The sequence below is a fragment of the Agromyces larvae genome (assembly GCF_022811705.1).
In the GTDB taxonomy this organism is placed as follows: Bacteria; Actinomycetota; Actinomycetes; order Actinomycetales; family Microbacteriaceae; genus Agromyces; species Agromyces larvae.
The window spans coordinates 447,553-469,296 of record NZ_CP094528.1 but is presented as its reverse complement, the minus strand read 5'-3'; the positions used below and the strand labels follow the sequence as shown (position 1 = coordinate 469,296).

Here is a 21,744-nt window from a genome sequence, read left to right as displayed (position 1 = left end):
GTCGTTGTCGTCCGGCGTCAGCCGGCAAGCTTCTGCCTCAGCGAGCTGAGACGGCTGGCGACGCTGCCGTCGATGACGTCGTCGCCGATCTGCACGCGGACCCCGCCCACCAGGGCGGGATCGACGATGGTGTCGAAGCGGATGCGCCGGCCGGCCTGGGCCGCGAGGCCCCGCTCGAGGCGCGCGAGCTGGTCGGCGCTGAGCGGCACGGCGGTGGTCACGGTCGCCACGTCGAAGCCGCGCTGGTCGGCGACGACGGATGCCGCGTCGCGGAGCATCTCGCCGATGCGACGGCCCCGCGGGTTCTGCACGAGGTGCCGCACGATCGCGACCGTCGCCGGCTGCGCCTTCCCGGCGAGGAGCCGATCGACGATGCCGACCTTCGCCTCGGGCGAGCCCAGCTTCGAACCGAGCGCGAGTTCCAGCCCGGAGTCGGAGGCGACGGTGCGCTCGAACGCGAACAGCTCGGCGTCGATGTCGGCGTCACCCGCCGAGTCGGCCGCCACGCGCAGACCCAGCTGCTCGACGCCGTCGAGGAAGTCCTCGGCGCTCGACCAGCGGTTCGACGAAGCCGCCACCAGCAGGCTCGCGGCGGCCGGCGCGATGCGCCCGCCGAACACCGACTCGACGAGTGCGCGCTTGCGCGGAGCATCCGCCTCGTTGTCGGTGAGCGCGCTGCGCAGCTGCGCCGTCGCACCGATCACGCGGACCGCGGCGAGCAGGTCGCTCGCGACCGCCAGGTCGGCGGAACCGGCCTGGCCGATCGCGGATCGCGATGCGGCCAGGGCCTCTCTCGTGGCGCTACCCATGGACTACTTCTTCCCTCCGGCGGCGTCGGCGGCCTCGAGGTCGGCGAGGAAGCGGTCGACCACGGCCTTCGCCTTCGCGTCGTCGGTGAGGGTCTCGCCCACCACGCCCGACGCGAGGTCGATCGCGATCGTGCCGACCTCGCTGCGCAGCGACACCAGCGCCGACTGACGCTCGGCCTCGATCTGCGCCTGCGCGCTGGCGGTGACCCGGGCGGCCTCGGCGACCGCCTGGTCTTTCGCCTCGGTCACGATCTTCTTGCCGTCCTCGCGGGCGACCTCGCGGATGCGACCGGCTTCGGCGCGCGCGTCGGCGAGCTGGGCGGTGTACTCCTCGAGGGCCGCCTCGGCCTTGCGCTGCGCTTCGTCGGCCTTCGCGATGTTGCCCTCGATGGCCTCGGCACGCTCGTCGAGCAGCTTCTGGAGTCGCGGAAGCACGTAGATCCAGAAGAAGACGAGCAGGATGGCGAAGATGACCGTCGACCACACGAGGTCGTAGACCTCGGGAATCAGCGGGTTGGGGTTCGCCTCCGCCTCCCCCTCGGTTGCAGCGCTCAGGACTGCGTGAAGCACGATTGCCTCCTCGGTTGGAGCGGGCGGATCAGAAGCCGAAGATGAAGCCGGTCGCGATACCGACGAACGCGAGCGCCTCGGTGAAGGCGATACCGATCCACATCAGCACCTGGAGGCGGCCGGCGAGCTCGGGCTGGCGGGCGACACCTTCGATCGTCTTGCCGACGACGATGCCCACGCCGATGGCCGGGCCGATCGCAGCGAGGCCGTAGCCGACGGTCGCGATGCTGCCGCTGATCTCAGCGAGCACGGTGGTTGCGTCCACGTTGGGTTTCCTTTCTTAGGGGACGGGTTCGGGCGGATGCCCGGGCTCAGTGCTCCTCGGCGACCGCGAGCTGGATGTAGACCGCGGTGAGGAGCGTGAAGACGTAGGCCTGGAGCAGTGCGACCAGGATCTCGAACAGGGTGAAGGCGAAGCCGAAGGCGAAGCTGCCCGCGGCCAGCGCCGACCACCAGCCGCCGAGGCCGAAGAGGAAGAAGTGCGTCGCCGAGAAGAACAGCACGAGCAGGAGGTGCCCGACGATCATGTTCATCAGGAGTCGGAGGGTCAGCGTGACCGGCCGCAGGATGAAGGTCGAGATGAGCTCGATGATCGCCACGATCGGCAGCACGAAGACCGGCACGCCCGACGGGAACAGCGCGTTCTTGAAAAAGCCGGCGGGGCTCTTCTTGATGCCGGCGTAGATGAAGGTGACGTACGAGACCACCGCCAGCACGAGCGGCACGCCGATGACCGAGGTGCCGGCGATGTTCAGCCCCGGGATGACACCCGTCAGGTTCATGAACAGGATCATGAAGAACATCGTCATGAGGATCGGCAGGAATCGCTTGCCGTCCTTCTTGCCGAGCAGGTCTTCGGCGATCTGCACGCGCACGAAGTCGAGGCCGAACTCCACGACGCTCTGGAAGCGACCCGGCACCACCTTCATGCGGCGGGTGCCCAGCCAGAAGATCAGCAGGAGGGCGATGACCGCGACGAAGCGCACCAGCATGATGCGGTTGATCGCGAACGGCGTGCCCTCGAACAGCACCACGTCGGGGAAGAATTCGAAGATCGACGGAGCGTGGAAGCCACCATCATCGGTTGCAGTCTGAACCAGCAGGTTCACAGCGTTCGCTAGCAGCGCTATCTCCTGAATCGGGGCGTCGAGCAGGGCTCTCGCGTCGACGGATATCGGCACAGGTCTCCGCCCAGCGCGGACGAGCGCGGAAACCGTCGGGGATCACGAGTACTCTAGCAAGACTTCTACGCGCGGACGAATTCGGCTCCGCGCCGTCGGTCTCAGCCGAGCACGGGGTCAGTCGTCGCTGGGCGCGGGGGGCAGTTGCACGTCGCTCGCGTACGGCAGCCGCGACCGTGCGACGACGAGCACGTCGACCACGAGCGACGCGAGCACGCCCGCGACGATGCTGAGGAACAGCACGGTGCCGTTCAGCCAGTCGACGTCGCGCAGCACCAGCACGAGCACGATGAACACGACGAACTTCGCCAGCCAGCCGCCGAGGACGATGCCGAAGAACACGCCGACGAACAGGTCGCTGTTCGAGAACCGGTTGGCCAGCAGGATGCTCGCGGCCGTGATGCCCATGAACACCACCGCGATGAGCGTGCCGATGACGGCGCTCACGAGCCCTTCGACGCCGGCGAACACGAGGCCGAGGATGCCGGCGACGACGAGGATCACCCCGGCCAGCAGCGCACCCCAGAGCAGGGCGCGGCGGAGCACCGGGTTCGACGTCGGCGTCCGGTCGGCAGGGGTGGGGGTCGGCTCGGTCATCGGGCTCCTGAGGTCGGCTCGGTCGAGTCTACCGAGGGGGGCTGGGCACCGGCGGCGAGGGCGGATGCCGCGGACGGGTCGGATGCTTCGGATGCGTCGGAGAGCTCGTCGGCGGTCGACCCTTCGACCCTGGGCCGCTCCTCGGCGGCCACGGTGAGGCGCTTGCGCCGCCCGAGCGGGGCCAGCGTGAGCGCGGCGCACACCACGAACCCGATGCCCATCAGCAGGAACGCCCACCGGGCGCTGGTGCCGAGATAGACCGGGAAGACGTAGGTGAGCAGGCACCCGATCGACACCACCGCCGTCCACCCGTAGAAGATGAGCACCGCGTTCAGGTGCGAGTGCCCCATGTCGAGCAGCCGGTGGTGCAGGTGCTTGCGGTCGGCGGAGAACGGCGACTTGCCGGCGCGCAGCCGCCGGATGACCGCGAGGCCGAAGTCGAGCAGCGGGATGATCAGGATCGCGAACGGCAGGATGATCGGCATGAACGCGGCGAAGAGCTGGTTGAAGCCGACCGCGCCGGGGTTGATCTGGCCCGTCACCGCGATCGCCGACGTCGCCATCAGCAGGCCGACGAGGAGCGCCCCCGCGTCGCCCATGAACAGCTTCGCCGGATGCCAGTTCAGGGGCAGGAACCCGGCGAGCGCGCCGACCAGCACGACCGCGATGAGCGAGGCGAGGTTGAAGTAGTTGAACGGCGAGGTCTGCTGCACGAGCAGGTAGCTGTAGATGAAGAAGGTGCCGTTGGCGATGAGCGCGACGCCGGCGACCAAGCCGTCGAGGCCGTCGATGAAGTTCACGGCGTTCATCACGAGCACGATCGTGAACACGGTGATCGTGGCGCTCATCCACGACGAGCCGACGGTGATGCCCCCGATCGGCAGCGAGACGATCGACACGCCCTGCCACGCGATCAAGCCGGCCGCGATGAACTGGCCGGCGAGCTTGGTCATCCAGTCGAGGTCCCACAGGTCGTCGGCCACGCCGAGCAGCACGATGAGCAGCGCCGCTCCGAGGATGGAGAGCACCTGCGCCGGGTTCTCGAAGATGATCGCGATGATCGAGAACCGGGTGGACCCGAACGAGGAGACCACCCAGGCCGCGCCGAAGGCGACGAGGATGCCGACGAACATCGCGATGCCGCCGAGCCTCGGGGTGGGGCGGGTGTGCACGTCGCGTTCGCGGATCTTCGGGTACAGCCGGTACTTCAGGCTCAGCCGCCAGACGGCGATCGAGCCCACGAAGCTCACGAGTGCAGCGAGCAGCGCGAGCGCGATGAACAGGGTCATGGCGCGGTGCGCTCCGCTCCGGCGTCGGTCGCCTCGGGAGAGGCGGTCGCCACGGTACGGGCGGATGCCTCGGACGGATCGGATGCCTCGGATGCCTCGGGCGAACCGGATGCTCCGTCGACGACGTTCGCCGCGGCATCCGGCTGGAACGCCTCCGCCCCGACCACCCGCTCGAGCTCGGCGCGCGTGATGACGCCGGCGCGCAGGATCCGCAGCCCGCCGCCGGAGCCGACCGCGGTGGCGTCGACGATCGTCGACGAGCGGTCGCCGGGCCGCTCGCCGACTGCCTCGTAGCCGTCGCCGGCGGGGCCGCCGTCGAGGTACACCGCGACCGATTCGCCGAGCATCTCGTGCGCGTCGGCGGCGGTCGTCGCCGCGGGCAGGCCCGACAGGTTCGCCGACGAGACCGCGAGCGGGCCGGTCTCGCTCAGCAGCTCGAGCGCGATGCGGTGATCGGGCATCCGCAGCGCGACGGTGCCGCGCGTCTCGCCGAGATCCCACTGCAGCGACGGCTGCGCGCGCAGCACCACCGTGAGCCCGCCCGGCCAGAACTCGGCCACGAGCGCCCGCACCGCATCGGGCACCTCGGTGGCGAGCGCGTCGAGCGTCGGCAGGCCCGGGATGAGCACCGGCGGCGGTGCGGTGCGGTCGCGGCCCTTGGCGTCGAGCAGCCGCTGCACCGCAGTCGCGCTGAACGCGTCGGCGGCGAGCCCGTAGACGGTGTCGGTCGGGATGACGACGAGCTCGCCGCGGCCGATCGCACCGCGCGCGAGACGCATCCCCCTGAGCAGCGCGGACTCGTCGGCGCAGTCGTAGATCGCAGTCATGACCACGCGATTCTAGCCCCCGGCCCTGCGCTGCCCCGGGACGGCGGGGCGACGGATGCCCCGGGCGACGAGGTCGCTCGGGGCATCCGCGGTCCGTGGCATCCGATCGCTATCGGCGACCCGCCTTGCGGCGGAAGAGCCACGCGCCCCACCACGCCGAGAACGCGATGATCAGCGCGCACCAGCCGAGCGCCCACCACAGCGAATCGCCCAGCGGAGTGCCCATCAGGAACCCGCGGATCGCCTCGATGATCGGCGTGATCGGCTGGTGCTCGGCGACCCACTGCAGCCAGTCGGGCAGGGTGTCCACCGGCACGAACGCGCTCGACAGGTACGGCAGGAACAGCAGGACGAAACCGTAGCCGCTCGCCGCGTCCGGGCTGCCGGCCGCGAGCCCGATCGCCGCGAACAGAGAGGTGATCGCGAAGATGTACAGCGCGATGAGCCCGATCGCCGCGAGCCACTCGCCGAAGCCCGCGGTCGGGCGGAAGCCGACGAGCAGGGCGACGACGATCACGACCGCGGTCGCGAGCAGGTTGCGGGCGAGGCTCGCGACGACATGCCCGGTGAGCACCGATCCCGCCCGCAGCGGCATCGTCCGGAACCGGTCGATGATGCCGGTCGACATGTCGCGGGCGACGTAGACGGCGGTCGAGCTCGCGCCGAAGCCGGCGCAGAGCAGGATGATGCCGGGCACCACGTAGTCGACATAACCGCCCGACGGGTCGAGCGCGCCGCCGAACACGAACGTGAACAGCAGCATCAGCATCGTCGGCAGCAGGATCGCCATCAGCAGCGCCTCGCCGTCGCGCAGCGAGTGCAGCAGGCTGCGGCGGATGAACACCGACTCGGCGGTGAGCGCGCGCGGGCGCCGCCGCGGGGCGGGGTCGGTGCGGGAGGCGGCGGCCGCGACGGCGGCGGTGGTTACCGTGGTCATGGGTCAGCCCTTCGTTCCGACGAGATCGGCATCGCGGGCGGCGCCGCGGGCGGCGCCGCGGGCGGCGCCCGCCTCCGCCGCGCGCCCGCCGGAGCCGGTGATGGCGAGGAAGACGTCGTCGAGGCTCGGGCGCCGGATCGCCACGTACGACCCGGTGCGACCGGATGCCTCGAGCCGGTCGAGCTCGTCGACGGCGGCGCGCAGGCCGTGCACGCTGCCGTCGGTGGGCAGTTCGGCGAGCAGTTCGTCGTCGGCGCCGCGCAGCTCGACGACATCGCCGCCGATCCGCGACTTGAGCTCGGCCGCGGTGCCCTCGGCGACGATGCGGCCGCCGTCCAGCACGGCGATGCGCTCGGCGAGCCGGTCGGCCTCCTCGAGGTACTGCGTGGTGAGGAAGACGGTCGTGCCGGCCGCGGCGATCTCGCCGATCACCGCCCAGAGCTCGAGCCGGCTGTGCGGGTCGAGTCCGGTCGTCGGCTCGTCGAGGAACACCACCGGCGTCGGCACGACGAGGCTGAGCCCGAGGTCGAGCCGGCGTCGCATGCCGCCCGAGTAGGCGGCCACGCGCCTGCCCGCCGCGTCGACGAGCTCGAACCGTTCGAGCAGTTCGTCGGCGCGTCGTCTCGCGGCGCGAGCCGAGAGCCCCGAGAGCCGGGCGAGCATCACGAGGTTCTCGCGGCCGGTGAGGGCCTCGTCGACCGCGGCCGACTGGCCGGTGAGGCTGATGCGCGCCCGCACGCCGTCCGGGTCGCGCACCACATCGCGACCGGCGACGGTTGCGGTGCCGCGATCGGGCCGCACGAGCGTCGTGAGGATGTTGATGGTCGTGGTCTTGCCCGAGCCGTTCGGCCCGAGCAGGGCGAACACGCTGCCTTCGGCGACGGCGAGGTCGAGTCCGTCGAGGACGTCGGCCTTCCCGAATCGCTTGCCGAGGCCGCGCGCGTCGATCGCGAGGGTCATGGGCGCGCCTGTCTCGTGTAGGTCGTAAACTGTATATGGCATCCACACACGGTTTAAGTAATACACAGTTCTAGGATGGGATGCAACGCCCCACCGCCGATCCGTCGAGAGGACCCGGATGAGCGCCGACTCCCCCGCCGAACGCAGCACCGCAGGCGCCGAGCCGTCCGCCGAGCTGGAGCTGCCGCGCGGCGTGGCCCTCGCGTGGGGCATCGCCGCGAACCCCCAGCGCGGCCCGAAGCGCGAGCTCAGCATCGAACGCATCGTCGAAGCCGCGGTCGAGATCGCCGACGCCGAAGGATTGGCCGCCGTGTCGATGAGCCGCGTCGCCCAGGCGCTCGGCTACACGACGATGTCGCTCTACCGGTACGTCACCGCGAAAGACGACCTCATCACGCTCATGCAGGAGCACGGCACCGCCCTGCCGCCCGAGCCCGACGCCGACCTGGCGCCCGACGACTGGCGCGGGCGCATCCGGCACGTCGCCCGGGCGCAGCTCGCCCAGTCGGCGGCGCACCCCTGGCTGCTCGACATCCCGATCGAGGGCACCCCCGTGACCCCCAACAACCTCGCGTGGATGGACGCGATGCTCGAAACCCTCGCCCCGCTCCCCCTCCGCGAAGACGAGCGCGTCGCGATCATGCTGCTCATCACGGGCCAGGTGCGCTGGCAGGGCATCATCGAGCGCTCCTACCGCGACGCCGCGGGTGCCGCGGGCGTCGACCCGCAGCAGATCGACGACGCCCGCGACGCGATCCTCGACGCCCTCGTCACCGCCGACGAGTTCCCGTCGCTGCGCCGCGCCGTCGACGCCGGCGTGTTCCGCGAGGGCGACGACCCGCTCGCATTCGGCTTCGAGCGGGTGCTCGACGGCATCGCCGAGTACGTGTCGACACACCGCGACGGCACCCCCGCCCCGCCGCCGCTGTCCGAACCCGACGCCGACGTCGCCGACGACCGCAACGTGCGCGAGGCGCGCAAGGGGATCCGCGAGGCCGAGAAACGGCTGCGCGACGCCCGAAAGGTCGAGCGGCAGGCGATCCGCGCAGCGCGCGCGAAGCGGCGGGCGACGGGCGAGTAAGAGCCGCCCGGGCAGCGCGCGCACCCCGCGCGCACCTCGGCCGTGCGCCGGGCGCACCCCCGTGCGCACCGCGGCCGCGCGCTGGGCGCCGGCGCCGGCGCCGGCGCGCCCGGCTCAGCGCAGCGCGGTCGTGGCGCGGTCGCGACCCGTCAGGTCGCGATGGTGCGCCACAGCGCGCCATCCGTCGGCGCGCAGCAGCGCGGCGATCGCGGCCGACTGGTGCTCGGCGTGCTCGACGACGAGCGCCCCGCCGGGCCGGGCGAGCACGAACGCGCGACGCGACAGCACCCGGATCACGTCCAGCCCGTCCTCACCGCCGTACAGCGCGACCGCCGGGTCGAACCGGTGCACCTCGGGGTCGGCCGGCACCATCGCGGCCGGCACGTACGGCGGATTCGAGACCACGACCGCGACCCGCCGGTCGAGTTCGGGCAGCGCGTCGGCGAGATCGCCCTCGACGAGCTCGAGATTCGCGGCCCCCACCCGCTCGGCGTTGCGGCGCGCCCACCCCAGCGCCTCGGGCGAGAGCTCGACGCCGAAGACCCGCGCATGCGGCACCTCGGTGGCCAGGGCGAGCGCGATCGCGCCGCTGCCGGTGCCGAGATCGACCGCGACCGGTTCGGGTTCGGGCACCGCGCGCAGCGCGTCGATCGCCAGCTGGGCCACGAGCTCGGTCTCGGGGCGCGGCACCAGCACGCCCGGCCCCACGAGCAGCTCGAGCGAGCGGAACGGCGCACGCCCCGTCACATGCTGCAGGGGCTCGCGCGCCGCGCGACGCGCGACGAGGGCGGCGAGCTCCGCAGCATCCGCCGCATCGATGACCGCGCCCAGCACGACCTTCGCCTGCACTCCCCCGCGGGACAGGTCGAGCACATGCGCGGCGAGCAGCTCGGCATCGACGTCGGGATCGGGCACCCCCGCCTCGCGCAACCGACCGGATGCCTCGGCCAGCGCCGTGCGCAGGGGAATCCCTTCGTCACGGCGCGGGCCCGCGGCATCCGATCCATTCATGAAATGGAATGTAACGCACCGTCGCCGCGTCCGGCCGCCGCTCCTAGGCTGAGGGGACTTGCACGCTCCGACCCGAGGAGGGGTCCCGCTCATGGCGCAGATCTTCGACGACATCACCCGAGCCTTCGGGCGCACGCCGCTGGTGCGGCTCAACCGTCTCACCGAAGGGGCCGGCGCGACCGTGCTGGCCAAGCTCGAGTTCTACAACCCGACCGCGAGCGTGAAGGACCGCCTCGGCGTCGGCATCGTCGACGCCGCAGAAGCATCCGGCGCGCTGCAGCCCGGCGGCACCATCGTCGAGGGCACGAGCGGCAACACCGGCATCGCGCTCGCCGCCATCGGCGCCGCGCGCGGCTACAAGGTCATCCTCGCGATGCCCGAGACCATGTCGGCCGAGCGCAAGTCGCTGCTGAAGGCGTACGGCGCCGAGCTCGTGCTCACCCCCGGCTCCGAGGGCATGAAGGGCGCGGTCGCGCGCGCCGAGCAGATCGCCGCCGAGACCCCCGGCGCGATCCTCGCCCGCCAGTTCGAGAACCAGGCGAACGTCGACATCCACCGCCGCACCACCGCGGAAGAGGTCTGGAACGACACCGACGGCGGCGTCGACATCTTCGTGTCGGGCATCGGCACCGGCGGCACGCTGACCGGCACCGGTCAGGTGCTGAAGGAGCGCAAGCCCGAGGTGCAGGTCGTCGGCGTCGAGCCGGCGGAGTCGCCGATCCTGAACGGCGGCGCACCCGGCCCCCACAAGATCCAGGGCATCGGCGCGAACTTCGTCCCCGAGATCCTCGACCGCGACGTCTACGACGAGATCATCGACGTCAACATCGACCAGGCCGTCGCCACCGCGCGCCGCCTCGGCACCGAAGAGGGCATCCTCGGCGGCATCTCGTCGGGTGCGACGGTGTACGCGGCGCTCGAGCTCGCGAAGCGCCCCGAGAACGCCGGCAAGACGATCGTCGTCATCGTCGCCAGCTACGGCGAGCGGTACCTCTCCACGGTGCTGTACGAAGGCCTGCTCGGCTGATCGTCCGATCCGATGATCGGCCGTTCGTCTGGTTGACTGGTCGGGTGCCGATCCTCTCCCGCCTGAAGGAAGACCTCGCGACCGCACGCGCGCACGATCCTGCCGCGCGCAGCGGACTCGAGGTCTTCCTCGCGTATTCGGGGCTGCACGCGATCTGGACGTACCGGCTGACGCACCGGCTCTGGCGGGCGGGGTTCCGGTTGCCCGCACGGCTGATCTCGCAGGTCGCGCGGTTCCTGACCGGGATCGAGATCCACCCCGGCGCGACCATCGGCCGTCGGTTCTTCATCGACCACGGCATGGGCGTCGTCGTCGGCGAGACGGCCGTCGTCGGCGACGACGTGATGCTCTACCACGGGGTCACCCTCGGCGGGAAGGCGCCGCGCAACACCCCGCCCGGCACCAAGCGGCACCCGACGCTCGACGACGGCGTCACGGTCGGCGCCGGAGCGAAGATCCTCGGCGACATCACGGTCGGCGCATGGAGCGCCGTCGGCGCGAACGCGGTGGTCACGAAGAGCGCGCCGGCGCACTCGCTGCTCGTCGGCGTTCCCGCCATCGTGAAGCCGCTGTCGCACGCGACCGCCGACGCCGCCCGCGGCGTGCACGACTGGCACTGGGTGATCTGAGCCGGGCCTGCCGCGCCCTTGCCCCTGGCGCTGCGCCACCTCGGCGCGCCTGCCGCGCCCCGCTCCCCCTCCCGCTACGCCACCTCGGCGCGCTGTGCGCCAGCGCGACTGGCGCAGACGACGCCGAAGTGGCGCAGGAGGGACGCGCAGACGATGCCCGCCGATGCAGCAGCACGGGCGCCGCGCAGGCGTGCCGGCGTCAGCGCCGACGCCTGCGGACGATCGGCAGGCCCGCCTCCAGGAGGGTCGCGCGAAGCGGTGCCGTGCGCCACGCCTCGAGCCAGTCCCATCGCGCGCAGGCCCATTTCGTCGCGGCGCGCACCTCGTTCTCTCGTTGCTTCTCGTCGTGCACGATCTCGGCGACGGAGCGCCGATCACCGTTGCGTCTCGCGTTGCCGAGGTACTTGCCATCACCGTCCGCCTCGCCCCAGACCCCGTACTCGCGCCACGCGAAATCGAGGTGCGCGATTCGGCCCGTCCGCGGCCGCACCACTTCCACCTGCAGTTCGGGCTGCGGGAAGCCGAGTTCGTCGATGCGGATCCGGCTCAGTGTTTCGAGGGGGGTCTCCGCGAGATGCGTCGCCCGCTCGATCACGACCGAGACCCGCCGACTGCCGGGGAACGGCAGCAGCGCGTCGAACCGCTCTCGGAGCTCGTCGAGCGTGCACATCGCCGTCGCGGTGTCGAACCGTGGAACGTACAGCGCCGCGTCGACCATCGTGAGCGCCGTCAGCACGGGCAGCGTGCGTGCCACCTCGATGAGCGTATCGATCAGCGATGTCGTCGCGATGCCATCGGCCGTGACGTCGGGTTCGGCGGTACGCCGCACGATCTCCTTCACTCCGTTGCGGCGTCGGCCTGAGGTCGCCGGCGCGAGGACGACGATCTCGTCGGGAACCCGGCCGACGACCGGAAGCCCGAGCAGGATCGCGGCGGTGATCCCGGCGAAGACGACACCGGGCCGTTGCTCGGCCACCGCGAACGCCTGGCTGCGGTGCCGCTCGACGTGGGTGAGCCGGGCATGCCGCGAGGATTCGAGGTAGACCCCTCGGCGCACCGCGACGAGGTCGCCCGCGTCCCGCGCGGTAAGCAGCGACGCCGCCATACCGATCTCACGTGAGCGGCCGAAGGTGATGAGGCCACCGGCACTGCGTGGCAACGAATCGAGGTCCATACGAGCAGCTTCGCGTCGCTCTGCGCCGCGCCCGGTCGCCGACCCGGGCCGACGTGGTCGGCGACGACGCATCCGCTCGCTGGGGAGGAGGAGTCATGCTGCGCCGCTGCGCCAGTTCGGCGACGCCCGCGCCAGTCGAGCTGGTGCGGAGGGCGCCGAAGTGGCGCAGCGCGTGGGGAGGAGTGCATGCGCGCGCGGTGCGGACGGGCGCAGCGCGTGGGGAGGAGTGCATGTGCGCGGTGCGCACGCGCGCAGCGCGCTCGCGCGCGCCTACGCGTCGTCGCCGACGGCGGCCAGGCGCGCTTCCTCGTCGGCGCGGATCGCCGACTCGATGATCGGATCGAGCGCGCCGTTCATCACGGCGTCGAGGTTGTACGCCTTGTACCCGGTGCGGTGGTCGGCGATGCGGTTCTCGGGGAAGTTGTACGTGCGGATGCGCTCGGAGCGGTCCATCGAGCGGATCTGCGACTTCCGGGCGTCGGATGCCGCGGCATCCAGCTCTTCCTGCTGACGCGCCAGCAGGCGCGCGCGGAGCACCCGCATCGCCGCCTCGCGGTTCTGCAGCTGCGACTTCTCGTTCTGCATCGACACCACGATGCCCGTCGGCACGTGCGTGATGCGCACCGCCGAGTCGGTGGTGTTCACCGACTGGCCGCCGGGGCCGCTCGAGCGGTACACGTCGATCTTCAGGTCGTTCTGGTTGATCTCGACCTCTTCGGGCTCGTCGACCTCGGGGAAGACGAGCACGCCCGTGGTCGACGTGTGGATGCGCCCCTGCGTCTCGGTGACGGGCACGCGCTGCACGCGGTGCACGCCGCCCTCGTACTTCAGGTGCGCCCACACGCCCTGCGACGGATCGGTGGCGTTCGACTTGATCGCGACCTGCACGTTCTTGTAGCCGCCGAGGTCGCTCTCGTCGCGCTCGAGCAGCTCGGTCTTCCAGCCCTTCGACTGCGCGTACTGGATGTACATGCGCAGCAGGTCGGCCGCGAAGAGCGCCGACTCGGCGCCGCCCTCGCCGCCCTTGATCTCCATGATCACGTCGCGGCCGTCGTCGGGGTCGCGCGGGATGAGCAGCCGCCGCAGCTTCTCCTGGGCGGCGGCGAGCTGCTCCTCCAGCGCGGGGATCTCCTCCGCGAACGCGTCGTCCTCTTTCGCGAGCTCACGCGCCGCCTCGAGGTCGTCGCCCGCCTGCACCCAGACCTCGTGCGCGTGCACGATGCGGCTGAGCTCGGCGTAGCGGCGGTTGACCTTCTTGGCGCGCGCGGCGTCGGCGTGGAGCGCGGGGTCGGCGAGCTCCTCCTGGAGCTCGCCGTGCTCCGCGATCAGGGACCGGACGGATTCGAACACGGCTCAGCGGTGGTCGGACTCGTGCGCGTGCCCGCCGTGGCCGTTGCCGCCCACGGGCGCCGACTTCTGCATGAGCAGCAGGAACTCGGTGTTCGACTGCGTCTCGCGGAGGCGCCCGAGCACGGCTTCGAGCGCCTGCTGCGGCTCGAGGCCGGCGAGCGCACGACGCAGCTTCCAGGTGATCTTGACCTCGTCGGGCGAGAGCAGCATCTCTTCACGGCGCGTGCTCGACGCGTTCACGTCGACCGCCGGGAAGATCCGCTTGTCGGCGAGCTGGCGGCTGAGGCGCAGCTCGCTGTTGCCGGTGCCCTTGAACTCCTCGAAGATCACCTCGTCCATCTTCGAGCCGGTCTCGACGAGCGCGGTGGCGAGGATGGTGAGCGAACCGCCGTTCTCGATGTTGCGCGCGGCGCCGAAGAAGCGCTTCGGCGGGTAGAGCGCCGACGCGTCGACACCGCCCGACAGCACGCGGCCCGAGGCCGGTGCCGCGAGGTTGTACGCGCGGCCGAGGCGGGTGATCGAGTCGAGCAGCACGACCACGTCGTGGCCGAGCTCGACGAGACGCTTCGCCCGCTCGATCGCCAGCTCGGCGACCGTGGTGTGGTCTTCGGCCGGGCGGTCGAAGGTCGAGGCGATGACCTCGCCCTTCACCGTGCGCTCCATGTCGGTGACCTCTTCGGGGCGCTCGTCGACGAGCACGACCATGAGGTGCACCTCGGGGTTGTTGATCGAGATGGCGTTCGCGATCTGCTGCAGCACGATCGTCTTGCCGGCCTTGGGCGGCGCGACGATGAGGCCGCGCTGGCCCTTGCCGATCGGGGCGACCAGGTCGATGATGCGCTGCGTGAGCTTGGTGGGCTCGGTCTCGAGGCGCAGGCGGTCCTGCGGGTAGAGCGGCGTGAGCTTCTGGAACTCGACGCGCGTCTGCGCCTCGTCGGGGGTCTGGCCGTTGATCGAGTCGATCTTCACCAGCGCGTTGTACTTCTGCCGACCGGGCTGCTCGCCGTCGCGCGGCTGCTTGATCGAGCCGACGACCGCGTCGCCCTTGCGCAGGTGGTACTTCTTCACCTGGCCGAGCGAGACGTACACGTCGCTCGGGCCGGGCAGGTACCCGGTGGTGCGCACGAACGCGTAGTTGTCGAGGACGTCGAGGATGCCCGCGATCGGGATGAGCACGTCGTCGTCGAGGATCTCGGGCTCGACCTCGTCGGTCGGGCCGCCCTGACCGCGGCGCTTGCGGTCGCGGTAGCGGCTGCGGCGGCCGCCCTCGCCCTCGGCCTGCTGGCCGTCGCGGGGCTGCTGGCCGTCGCGGGACTGGTTCTGGCGACCGCCCTGGCGCTCCGCATCGGTCTCGACGTCGCCGCGGCGCTCGTCGCCCTTGCGCTCGTCGGACTTGCGCTCGTCGGACTTGCGCTCGTCGGACTTGCGGTCATCCGCCTTGCGGTCATCCGCCTTGCGGTCGTCGACCTTGCGGTCGTCGCCCTGGCGACGGCCGGCGTCCTGACCGTTGTCGGACTTCTGCGCTTCGCGGTCGCCGTTGCCGCCGTTGCCGCCGCGGCGGCCACGACGGTTGCGGCCGCCCTGGCGCGGCTCGTCGTTCGACGGCGTCTCGGGCTGCTCGGCGTCGGCGCGACGCGGCGCCTCGCCGGTCGCCGCGGCGAGCTCTTCGCGCACTGCGGCGCGCGCGGCCTCGCGGGCTTCGTCGCGGCTCTCGTCGGCCGCGGGCACGAGCGCGACGCCGGCTCCGGCGCCGTTCACGTGCTGCGCGGCGGCGGTCGACGCGCTCGTGGCGCGACGCGGCTGACGGCCGCGACGGGCCGGCGCGACGGGTGCGTCGGCCACCGGCTCGGCCGCTGCGGCGGGCGCGTCGGGCTCGGAGGCGTCACCGGGCGTCGGTTCGGCGGTCGGTGCGACCGGCTCGGACGGAGCGGATGCCTCGTCGAGCGCCGATTCGACGGCTGCCGCCGACTCGGGCGAGGCCGACTCGGGCGAGGCCGACTCGGGCGACGCCGACTCGGCCTCGGCATCCGCGGCCGGTGCGGCGGCGGGCTCGGCCGACTCGACGGCACCGGATTCGGCGGCGGCGGCCTGGTGCGCGGAGATCAACTCGACGAGTTCGCCTTTTCGGCGCTTCGCGGCGCCGGCGATGCCGAGGGTGGCGGCGAGCTCCTGGAGCTCGGCGACCTTCAGGGTGCCGAGGCGCGCGGAATCGAGCGCTCCCTCGACGTGTTCGGGTGCGTTGGTCACTGGGATGTGGTCCTTTCCCCTGGCGAACATCGGGGGTACCGGCCAGGAGAGCTGGTCGCCCGGCGCTGGGAATGAACGCGCGACGAGCGCGCGGGCCCGCGCAGGGCGAGAGCATTGAACTGCTGGGAATCGCACAATGGGCAGTGACGCGTTCGATGCGTCGTCTACCGGGTGCGCGGCCAGTCTAACACCGCGTCAGCCGACGAATGCCCGCATGACACGGATGTCACGCACACGAGCGTCGCGTGCATGACCCGGATGTCACGAGCCGCGTGCCGGCGCGGGTCGCGTCATCCGTCGACCGGGGCGACCGTCGCGCCCTTGAAGTCGACCGCGAGCGGAAGCGCCTGCCATACCGTCTCGGCCTCGGCCTCGACGAGCCGCACCGCGTCGGCCCGCTCGCTGGGGTCGCTGGCGAGCACGAGGATCGACGGCCCGGCGCCCGACACGACCGCGGGGTGGCCCGCGGCGCGCAGCGCGCGGATCAGCCGATCGGTCTCGGGCATCGCCGCGGCCCGGTACGCCTGGTGCAGCTTGTCCTCGGTGGCGGCGAGCAGCAGCTCGGGCGACTGCACCAGTGCGGCGACGAGCAGCGCCGAGCGCGACACGTTGAACACCGCGTCGGAGTGCGGCACCGACTCGGGCTGCAGCGACCTGGCGAGCGCGGTCGACATCTCGTGCTCGGGCACGAGCACGAGCGGCGAGACGCCCCGGTGCACGATGAGCTTCTTGTGCCGCGGCCCCTCGGGCGTGACCCACGCGATCGTGAGGCCGCCGAACAGCGCGGGCGCCACGTTGTCGGGGTGACCCTCGAGTTCGGTCGCGAGCTCGAGCAGGTCGTCGGCGTCGAACGCCTCGACCCCCTCGAGCAGGCCCTTGGCGATCATCACGCCCGCGACGATCGCCGCGCCCGAGGACCCGAGGCCGCGCCCGTGCGGGATCGCGTTGCGGGCCACGAGCCGCAGCCCGGGCAGCCCGAGACCGCGGCGCGCGAAGGTGTGCGCGATCGAGCGGACCACGAGGTGCGAGGCATCCAGCGGCACCTGGCCTTCGCCGACGCCGTGCACCTCGACCTCGAGCGCACCGCCGGGCAGCACCTCGACCTCGAGCTCGTCGTAGCGCGCCAGCGCGAGCCCGAGCGTGTCGAAGCCGGGGCCGAGGTTGGCGCTCGTCGCGGGCACCTTGACCTGCACCCGGCGGCCGACCAGGTCGGGCACCGGCCCCGCGCTCATGGCGGGGTCGGCGACCTGCGCGGTCATGACGTGAGCCCGAGCACCGCGGCCACCTGGGCCGTGTCGACGGGCACCACGGTCGGCTGCACGTCGGCGCCGTCGGCGCCGCGCAGCGCCCACTGGGGGTCCTTCAGGCCGTGGCCGGTGACGGTGAGCACGACGCGCGAACCCTTGGGCACCGCCCCGGCCTCGGCGCGCTCGAGCAGGCCGGCGACCGAGATCGCCGAGGCCGGCTCGACGAACACGCCGACCTCGGCCGAGAGGATCCGCTGCGCCTCGAGGATCTTCTGATCGTCGATCGCACCGAAGTACCCGTCGGTCTCGTCGCGCGCCTCGAGCGCGAGCTGCCACGACGCGGGGTTGCCGATGCGGATCGCGCTCGCGATCGTGTCGGGGTCCTTCACGGGCTCGCCGCGCACGATGGGCGCCGACCCGGCCGCCTGGAACCCGAGCATGCGGGGCATCCGCGTCGAGTTGCCGGCCGCGAGGTCTTCGCGGTAGCCGCGGGTGTACGCCGTGTAGTTGCCGGCGTTGCCGACCGGGATGAAGTGCAGGTCGGGTGCGTCGCCGAGCACCTCGACGACCTCGAACGCGGCGGTCTTCTGCCCCTCGATGCGGTCGTTGTTCACCGAGTTGACCAGGTGCACGGGGTAGTTCGCGGCGAGCTCGCGGGCCAGGTCGAGGCAGTCGTCGAAGTTGCCCTGCACCTGGATGAGCTGCGCGTTGTGCGCGATGGCCTGGCTGAGCTTGCCCATCGCGATCTTGCCCTCGGGCACGAGCACGGCCGCGCCGATGCCCGCGTGCGTCGCGTACGCTGCGGCGGAGGCCGAGGTGTTGCCGGTGGAGGCGCAGATCACGACCTTCGCGCCGTGCTCGACGGCCTTGGTGACCGCCATCGTCATGCCGCGGTCCTTGAACGAACCGGTGGGGTTCATGCCTTCGAACTTCACCCACACGTCGGCGCCGGTGCGACGGTTCAGCGCGGGCGCGGGGATGAGCGGTGTGCCGCCCTCGCCGAGGGTGACGACCGGCGTCGCGTCGGTCACGTCGAGCCGGTCGGCGTACTCGCGGATGACGCCGCGCCACTGGCGCGAACCGGTCTTGGGTGCGGGGTGGTTCACACTGCTCCTTCGATTCGGAGGACGGATGCCACGGATGCCACGACTGGGCTCTCGGCGAGGGATGCGACGGTGTTCGCGAGGGCGGACTCGGCCGCCTCGTGCGTTCCGATGACCAGCGTAGCCCGACCGGTCGACGCCTCGACCGTCTGCTGGAGCTGCTCGACCGACACGCCGTGCTCGGCGAACACGTGGGCGACGGTCTCGAGCACGCCGGGCTCGTCGGTGACCTCGAGGGTCACCGAGTAGCGGGTGGTGATGCGCCCGATGGGCAGCAGGGGCAGGTCGGCGTGGGTCGACTCGCTGGTGCCCGGTCCGCCGATGACGTGCCGGCGGGCGATCGCGACGAGGTCGCCGAGCACGGCCGAGGCGGTCTGCACGCCGCCGGCGCCGGCGCCGTAGAACATGAGCGGGCCGGCCGCCGACGCCTCGACGAAGACCGCGTTGTTCCCCCCGCGCACCGCGGCGAGCGGGTGCGTGCGGGGGACGAGCGCCGGGTAGACGCGGGCCGAGACGCCCTCGGCGCCGGACTCGGCGTCGGCGAGCCGTTCGCAGATGGCGAGCAGCTTCACGACGTAGCCGGCGCGTTTGGCCGACTCGACCTGGTCGGCGGTGACGCCGGTGATGCCCTCGCGGTGCACGGCGTCGACGGGCACGGTGGTGTGGAAGGCGAGGCTCGCGAGGATCGCCGCCTTCTGCGCCGCGTCGTACCCGCCGATGTCGGCGGTCGGGTCGGCTTCGGCGTAGCCGAGCTCGGTGGCGGTGGCCAGGGCGTCCTCGAGGGTCGCCCCGGTGGAGTCCATGCGGTCGAGGATGAAGTTGGTGGTGCCGTTCACGATGCCGAGGATGCGCTCGACCCGGTCGCCCGCGAGGCTCTCGCGCAGCGGCCGGATGATCGGGATCGCGCCGGCCACGGCCGCCTCGTACGAGAGCTGCGCGCCGACCTGCTCGGCGGCGGCGAACAGCTCGGCGCCGTGCGAGGCGAGCAGCGCCTTGTTGCCGGTGACGACGTCGGCACCCGAGTTGATCGCCTGCAGCACGTACTCGCGGGCCGGTTCGATGCCGCCCATCAGTTCGATGACGATGTCGGCGCTCACGATCAGCGAGGCCGCGTCGGCGGTGAAGAGGTCGCGGGGCAGGTCGACGTCGCGTTTCGCGTCGAGGTCGCGCACCGCGATGCCGACCAGTTCGATCGGCGCGCCGATGCGCTTGGCGAGCTCGTCGCCGTGCTCGAGCAGCAGCCGGGCGACCTGCGAGCCCACCGAGCCGGCTCCGAGCAGGGCGACGCGGATGGCACGGTACTCGATCATGCGTGGGCTCCTTCGGTGGGGTCGTGGTCGGCGGATGCCTCGAGGCCGGCGTCGCGCGCCAGCAGATCGTCGACGGTCTCGCCGCGCACGATGACGCGGGCCCGCGCATCGCGCACCGCCACCACGGCGGGCCGCGGCTGGTGGTTGTAGTTGCTGGCGAGGGACCAGCAGTACGCGCCCGTCGCGGCCACCGCCAGCAGGTCGCCGGGTGCGGTGTCGGCGGGCAGCAGCTCGCGGTCGACGACGATATCGCCGGACTCGCAGTGCTTGCCGACCACGCGCGACAGCGCGGCCGGGGCGTCCGAGCTGCGGGACGCGATGCGCGCCGTGTACGCCGCGCCGTAGAGCGCCGTGCGCGCGTTGTCGCTCATGCCGCCGTCGACGCTCACGTACCGCCGCTCGCCGCCCTCGATCGGCACGGCCTTGACTGTGCCGACGGTGTAGAGCGTGACGCCCGCCGGGCCGATGACCCACCGGCCGGGCTCGAACGCGAGCTTGGGCACCGGCACGCCGAGGCGTGCGCAGGTCTCGGCGACCCGCCCCACGATGCGCTCGGCGATCTGCTCGATCGGGTCGGGGTCGTCGGCCTCGGTGTAGGCGATGCCGAACCCGCCGCCCAGGTTGAGCTCGGGCACCGGGGCGGTGCGGCTGAGCTCGGCGTGCGCGGCGAGCAGGCGCTCGGCCGATTCGGCGAACCCGGATGCGTCGAAGATCTGCGACCCGATGTGGCAGTGCAGCCCGACGAACTCGAGCGACGCGTGCGAGCGGATCCGTTCGCCGAGCTCGACGGCGCGCGCGAGCGGCAGCCCGAACTTCTGGTCCTCGTGCGAGGTGGCGAGGAAGTCGTGCGTCGACGCGTGCACCCCGCTGTTCACGCGGAGCCGCACGCGCTGGATGCGCCCGGCGCGCGCCGCGGCATCCGCGACCCGCTCGATCTCGATCTCGCTGTCGATGACGATCGTGCCGACGCCGACCGCGACTGCGCGCTCGATCTCGGCGACCGACTTGTTGTTGCCGTGGAAGCCGAGCGCGGTCGGCTCGGCGCCCGCGGCGAGCGCCACCGCCAGTTCGCCGCCGGTGCACACGTCGACCGCGAGGCCCTCGGCGCGCATCCAGCGCACCATCGCACCCGAGAGGAACGCTTTGCCGGCGTAGTACACGGCGACCTCGGTGCCGGCCTCGGCGGCGGCGCGCTCGAACGCCGCGCGGATGCGGGCGGCGCGCCCGCGCACGACGGATTCGTCGACGACGTACAGCGGGGTGCCGAACCGTTCGGCCAGCGCCGTCGCGTCGACGCCGCCGATCACGAGCCGGCCCGCGGCGTCGCGGTGCGCTCCGGCCGGCCACACGACCGGGGCGAGCGCGTCGGGATCGACGGTCGCGCGCGGGTCGTCGGGCGCGACCGACGTCGATGGACGGGAGACGTTGGATGCCACGGGAACCTCACGGGACGAGTCGAGGAGCACGAGTCGGCGAGCGAACCCGGGTCGGTTCCTGAAGCCTGTGCGGATCCGCCGAAGCGGACTGGCTGATTCTACCGGCGGGTCATGCGCGGGCGGGAATCCGTGACGTCACCCGCAGTCACCCGTGCGTTCGAGCGACTCGGCCGCCATCGGCACATCGGCCGCCGACGCCTCGATGCGCACCCGTTCGGGCGTGACCTGCACGCTCGTGAGCTTGGCGCCCTCGGGCAGCCGGTCGGCCACGCAGACCTCCAGCGGATCACCGCCCAGCAGGCGCGATACGAGATCGCCGGCATCGACGGACACTCCCCCGGCGCCGATCTCCACGCCGACGGGCGTGAGCAGCACGCGATCGCCCGCGGCCTCGGCCCGCGCGGTCGCCTCGTACGACACCGTCACGCCGAACACGTCGAGCGTGCCCCGGTATCCGACGGTGCCGTCGCCGAGCGAGAATCCGCCCGGTGCGTGCTGCGCCCGCACGAGGGCGTTCAAGGAGTCCTCGTCGAGCGTGAGGGTCGCATCGACGGTGTCGATCACGCCCTCGCCGCGCAGCGGCACCCCGCGGGCGACGACCTCGACTCCGACGGGGGCGCCCTGCACGGTGAGCCCCTCGGAGGTGAGCGCGACCTCGGTGGCGGTGCCGGTGACGAGCTGCCAGAGCACCGACGCGCCGCCGACCTGCGCCCGCACGTCGCCCTGCACGGTGGCGGGCAGCCGACGCTCGATCGTCTCGGCGAGCTGCGCCTCGGTGGCCGACCTCGCGAACGCGTCGGCCGCTGCGAGCAGCACGGCGATCACGACGACGACGACCGCCGCGACGATGACGGCCCTCGCGCCGCGGCGCGGCCGTTTCGGGCTCGGCTCGCCCCAGCCGTCGGGGATGACCGCGGTGTCGGCGGCACCGGCGTTCGGGTCGCTCGTCGCAGCCACCG

General features: G+C 72.1%; 21 protein-coding genes. 3 read left to right on the top strand and 18 right to left on the bottom strand.

Annotation, left to right across the window (positions count from 1 at the left end; genetic code table 11):
- Positions 1–17 precede the first annotated feature (17 nt).
- From MTO99_RS02095 to MTO99_RS02055, 9 genes are all read right to left on the bottom strand, one after another.
- Positions 18–809 (bottom strand): F0F1 ATP synthase subunit delta, encoded by a 792-nt coding sequence (locus tag MTO99_RS02095; protein ID WP_243556543.1) that lies wholly within the window; start codon positions 807–809, stop codon positions 18–20.
- 3 nt (positions 810–812) lie between these two features.
- On the bottom strand, positions 813–1,379 hold the full coding sequence (locus MTO99_RS02090; protein WP_243556541.1) for a F0F1 ATP synthase subunit B: 567 nt from the start codon (positions 1,377–1,379) through the stop codon (positions 813–815).
- 28 nt (positions 1,380–1,407) lie between these two features.
- On the bottom strand, positions 1,408–1,644 hold the full coding sequence (atpE, locus tag MTO99_RS02085; RefSeq protein WP_067947113.1) for an ATP synthase F0 subunit C: 237 nt from the start codon (positions 1,642–1,644) through the stop codon (positions 1,408–1,410).
- A 46-nt stretch (positions 1,645–1,690) separates the two neighbouring features.
- Positions 1,691–2,488: a F0F1 ATP synthase subunit A gene (gene atpB / locus MTO99_RS02080; RefSeq protein ID WP_243556539.1), complete on the bottom strand. Its 798-nt coding sequence runs from the start codon at positions 2,486–2,488 to the stop codon at positions 1,691–1,693.
- Between the two features lie 189 nt (positions 2,489–2,677).
- A complete protein-coding gene (locus tag MTO99_RS02075) occupies positions 2,678–3,157 on the bottom strand; it encodes a Cg1360 family ATP-synthase-associated protein (RefSeq protein WP_243556537.1) in 480 nt (159 codons plus the stop codon).
- Positions 3,154–4,446, bottom strand: coding sequence for an MraY family glycosyltransferase (locus MTO99_RS02070; RefSeq protein ID WP_243556535.1), 1,293 nt, complete (start codon positions 4,444–4,446; stop codon positions 3,154–3,156). The genes MTO99_RS02075 and MTO99_RS02070 overlap by 4 nt, the downstream gene beginning before the upstream one ends.
- Positions 4,443–5,273 carry an L-threonylcarbamoyladenylate synthase gene (locus MTO99_RS02065; protein ID WP_243556532.1) on the bottom strand — a complete coding sequence of 277 codons (831 nt, stop codon included), beginning with the start codon at positions 5,271–5,273 and terminating at the stop codon, positions 4,443–4,445. Before MTO99_RS02065 ends, MTO99_RS02070 begins: the two co-directional genes overlap by 4 nt.
- Before the next feature lie 109 nt (positions 5,274–5,382).
- On the bottom strand, positions 5,383–6,210 hold the full coding sequence (locus MTO99_RS02060; RefSeq protein ID WP_243556531.1) for an ABC transporter permease: 828 nt from the start codon (positions 6,208–6,210) through the stop codon (positions 5,383–5,385).
- Between the two features lie 3 nt (positions 6,211–6,213).
- A complete protein-coding gene (locus MTO99_RS02055; RefSeq protein ID WP_243556529.1) occupies positions 6,214–7,170 on the bottom strand; it encodes an ATP-binding cassette domain-containing protein in 957 nt (318 codons plus the stop codon).
- A gap of 118 nt (positions 7,171–7,288) precedes the next feature.
- On the opposite strand from MTO99_RS02055, the gene MTO99_RS02050 reads away from it, so the two are divergent.
- Positions 7,289–8,251 (top strand): TetR/AcrR family transcriptional regulator, encoded by a 963-nt coding sequence (locus MTO99_RS02050; protein ID WP_243556527.1) that lies wholly within the window; start codon positions 7,289–7,291, stop codon positions 8,249–8,251.
- A 114-nt stretch (positions 8,252–8,365) separates the two neighbouring features.
- Here MTO99_RS02050 and prmC read toward each other — a convergent pair whose 3' ends face one another.
- Positions 8,366–9,262 carry a peptide chain release factor N(5)-glutamine methyltransferase gene (prmC, locus tag MTO99_RS02045; protein ID WP_243556525.1) on the bottom strand — a complete coding sequence of 299 codons (897 nt, stop codon included), beginning with the start codon at positions 9,260–9,262 and terminating at the stop codon, positions 8,366–8,368.
- Positions 9,263–9,353: 91 nt separating this feature from the next.
- Between prmC and cysK the strand changes: the two genes are divergently transcribed.
- Both cysK and epsC read left to right on the top strand, forming a co-directional pair.
- The gene (gene cysK / locus MTO99_RS02040; protein WP_243556523.1) at positions 9,354–10,289 is read left to right on the top strand and encodes a cysteine synthase A; all 936 of its coding nucleotides are present in this window, start codon (positions 9,354–9,356) and stop codon (positions 10,287–10,289) included.
- A gap of 44 nt (positions 10,290–10,333) precedes the next feature.
- Positions 10,334–10,918, top strand: coding sequence for a serine O-acetyltransferase EpsC (gene epsC / locus MTO99_RS02035; RefSeq protein WP_243556521.1), 585 nt, complete (start codon positions 10,334–10,336; stop codon positions 10,916–10,918).
- A 199-nt stretch (positions 10,919–11,117) separates the two neighbouring features.
- Here the strand turns inward: epsC and MTO99_RS02030 are convergent, their stop codons facing one another.
- The 8 genes from MTO99_RS02030 to MTO99_RS01995 form a co-directional block, all read right to left on the bottom strand.
- Positions 11,118–12,092 (bottom strand): hypothetical protein, encoded by a 975-nt coding sequence (locus MTO99_RS02030; protein ID WP_243556519.1) that lies wholly within the window; start codon positions 12,090–12,092, stop codon positions 11,118–11,120.
- A gap of 270 nt (positions 12,093–12,362) precedes the next feature.
- Positions 12,363–13,442 (bottom strand): peptide chain release factor 1, encoded by a 1,080-nt coding sequence (prfA, locus tag MTO99_RS02025; RefSeq protein WP_149159468.1) that lies wholly within the window; start codon positions 13,440–13,442, stop codon positions 12,363–12,365.
- A 3-nt stretch (positions 13,443–13,445) separates the two neighbouring features.
- Positions 13,446–15,689: a transcription termination factor Rho gene (rho, locus tag MTO99_RS02020; RefSeq protein WP_243556517.1), complete on the bottom strand. Its 2,244-nt coding sequence runs from the start codon at positions 15,687–15,689 to the stop codon at positions 13,446–13,448.
- A 290-nt stretch (positions 15,690–15,979) separates the two neighbouring features.
- Positions 15,980–16,948 carry a homoserine kinase gene (gene thrB / locus MTO99_RS02015; protein ID WP_243556515.1) on the bottom strand — a complete coding sequence of 323 codons (969 nt, stop codon included), beginning with the start codon at positions 16,946–16,948 and terminating at the stop codon, positions 15,980–15,982.
- Positions 16,945–18,042, bottom strand: coding sequence for a threonine synthase (thrC, locus tag MTO99_RS02010; protein WP_243556513.1), 1,098 nt, complete (start codon positions 18,040–18,042; stop codon positions 16,945–16,947). The genes thrB and thrC overlap by 4 nt, the downstream gene beginning before the upstream one ends.
- Complete coding sequence (locus MTO99_RS02005) at positions 18,039–19,349, bottom strand: homoserine dehydrogenase (protein WP_243556511.1); 1,311 nt, start codon at positions 19,347–19,349, stop codon at positions 18,039–18,041. The genes thrC and MTO99_RS02005 overlap by 4 nt, the downstream gene beginning before the upstream one ends.
- Positions 19,346–20,785 (bottom strand): diaminopimelate decarboxylase, encoded by a 1,440-nt coding sequence (gene lysA, locus MTO99_RS02000; protein WP_435520786.1) that lies wholly within the window; start codon positions 20,783–20,785, stop codon positions 19,346–19,348. The genes MTO99_RS02005 and lysA overlap by 4 nt, the downstream gene beginning before the upstream one ends.
- 135 nt (positions 20,786–20,920) lie before the next feature.
- Positions 20,921–21,742: an LmeA family phospholipid-binding protein gene (locus tag MTO99_RS01995; protein WP_243556509.1), complete on the bottom strand. Its 822-nt coding sequence runs from the start codon at positions 21,740–21,742 to the stop codon at positions 20,921–20,923.
- Between the last annotated feature and the right edge of the window lie 2 nt (positions 21,743–21,744).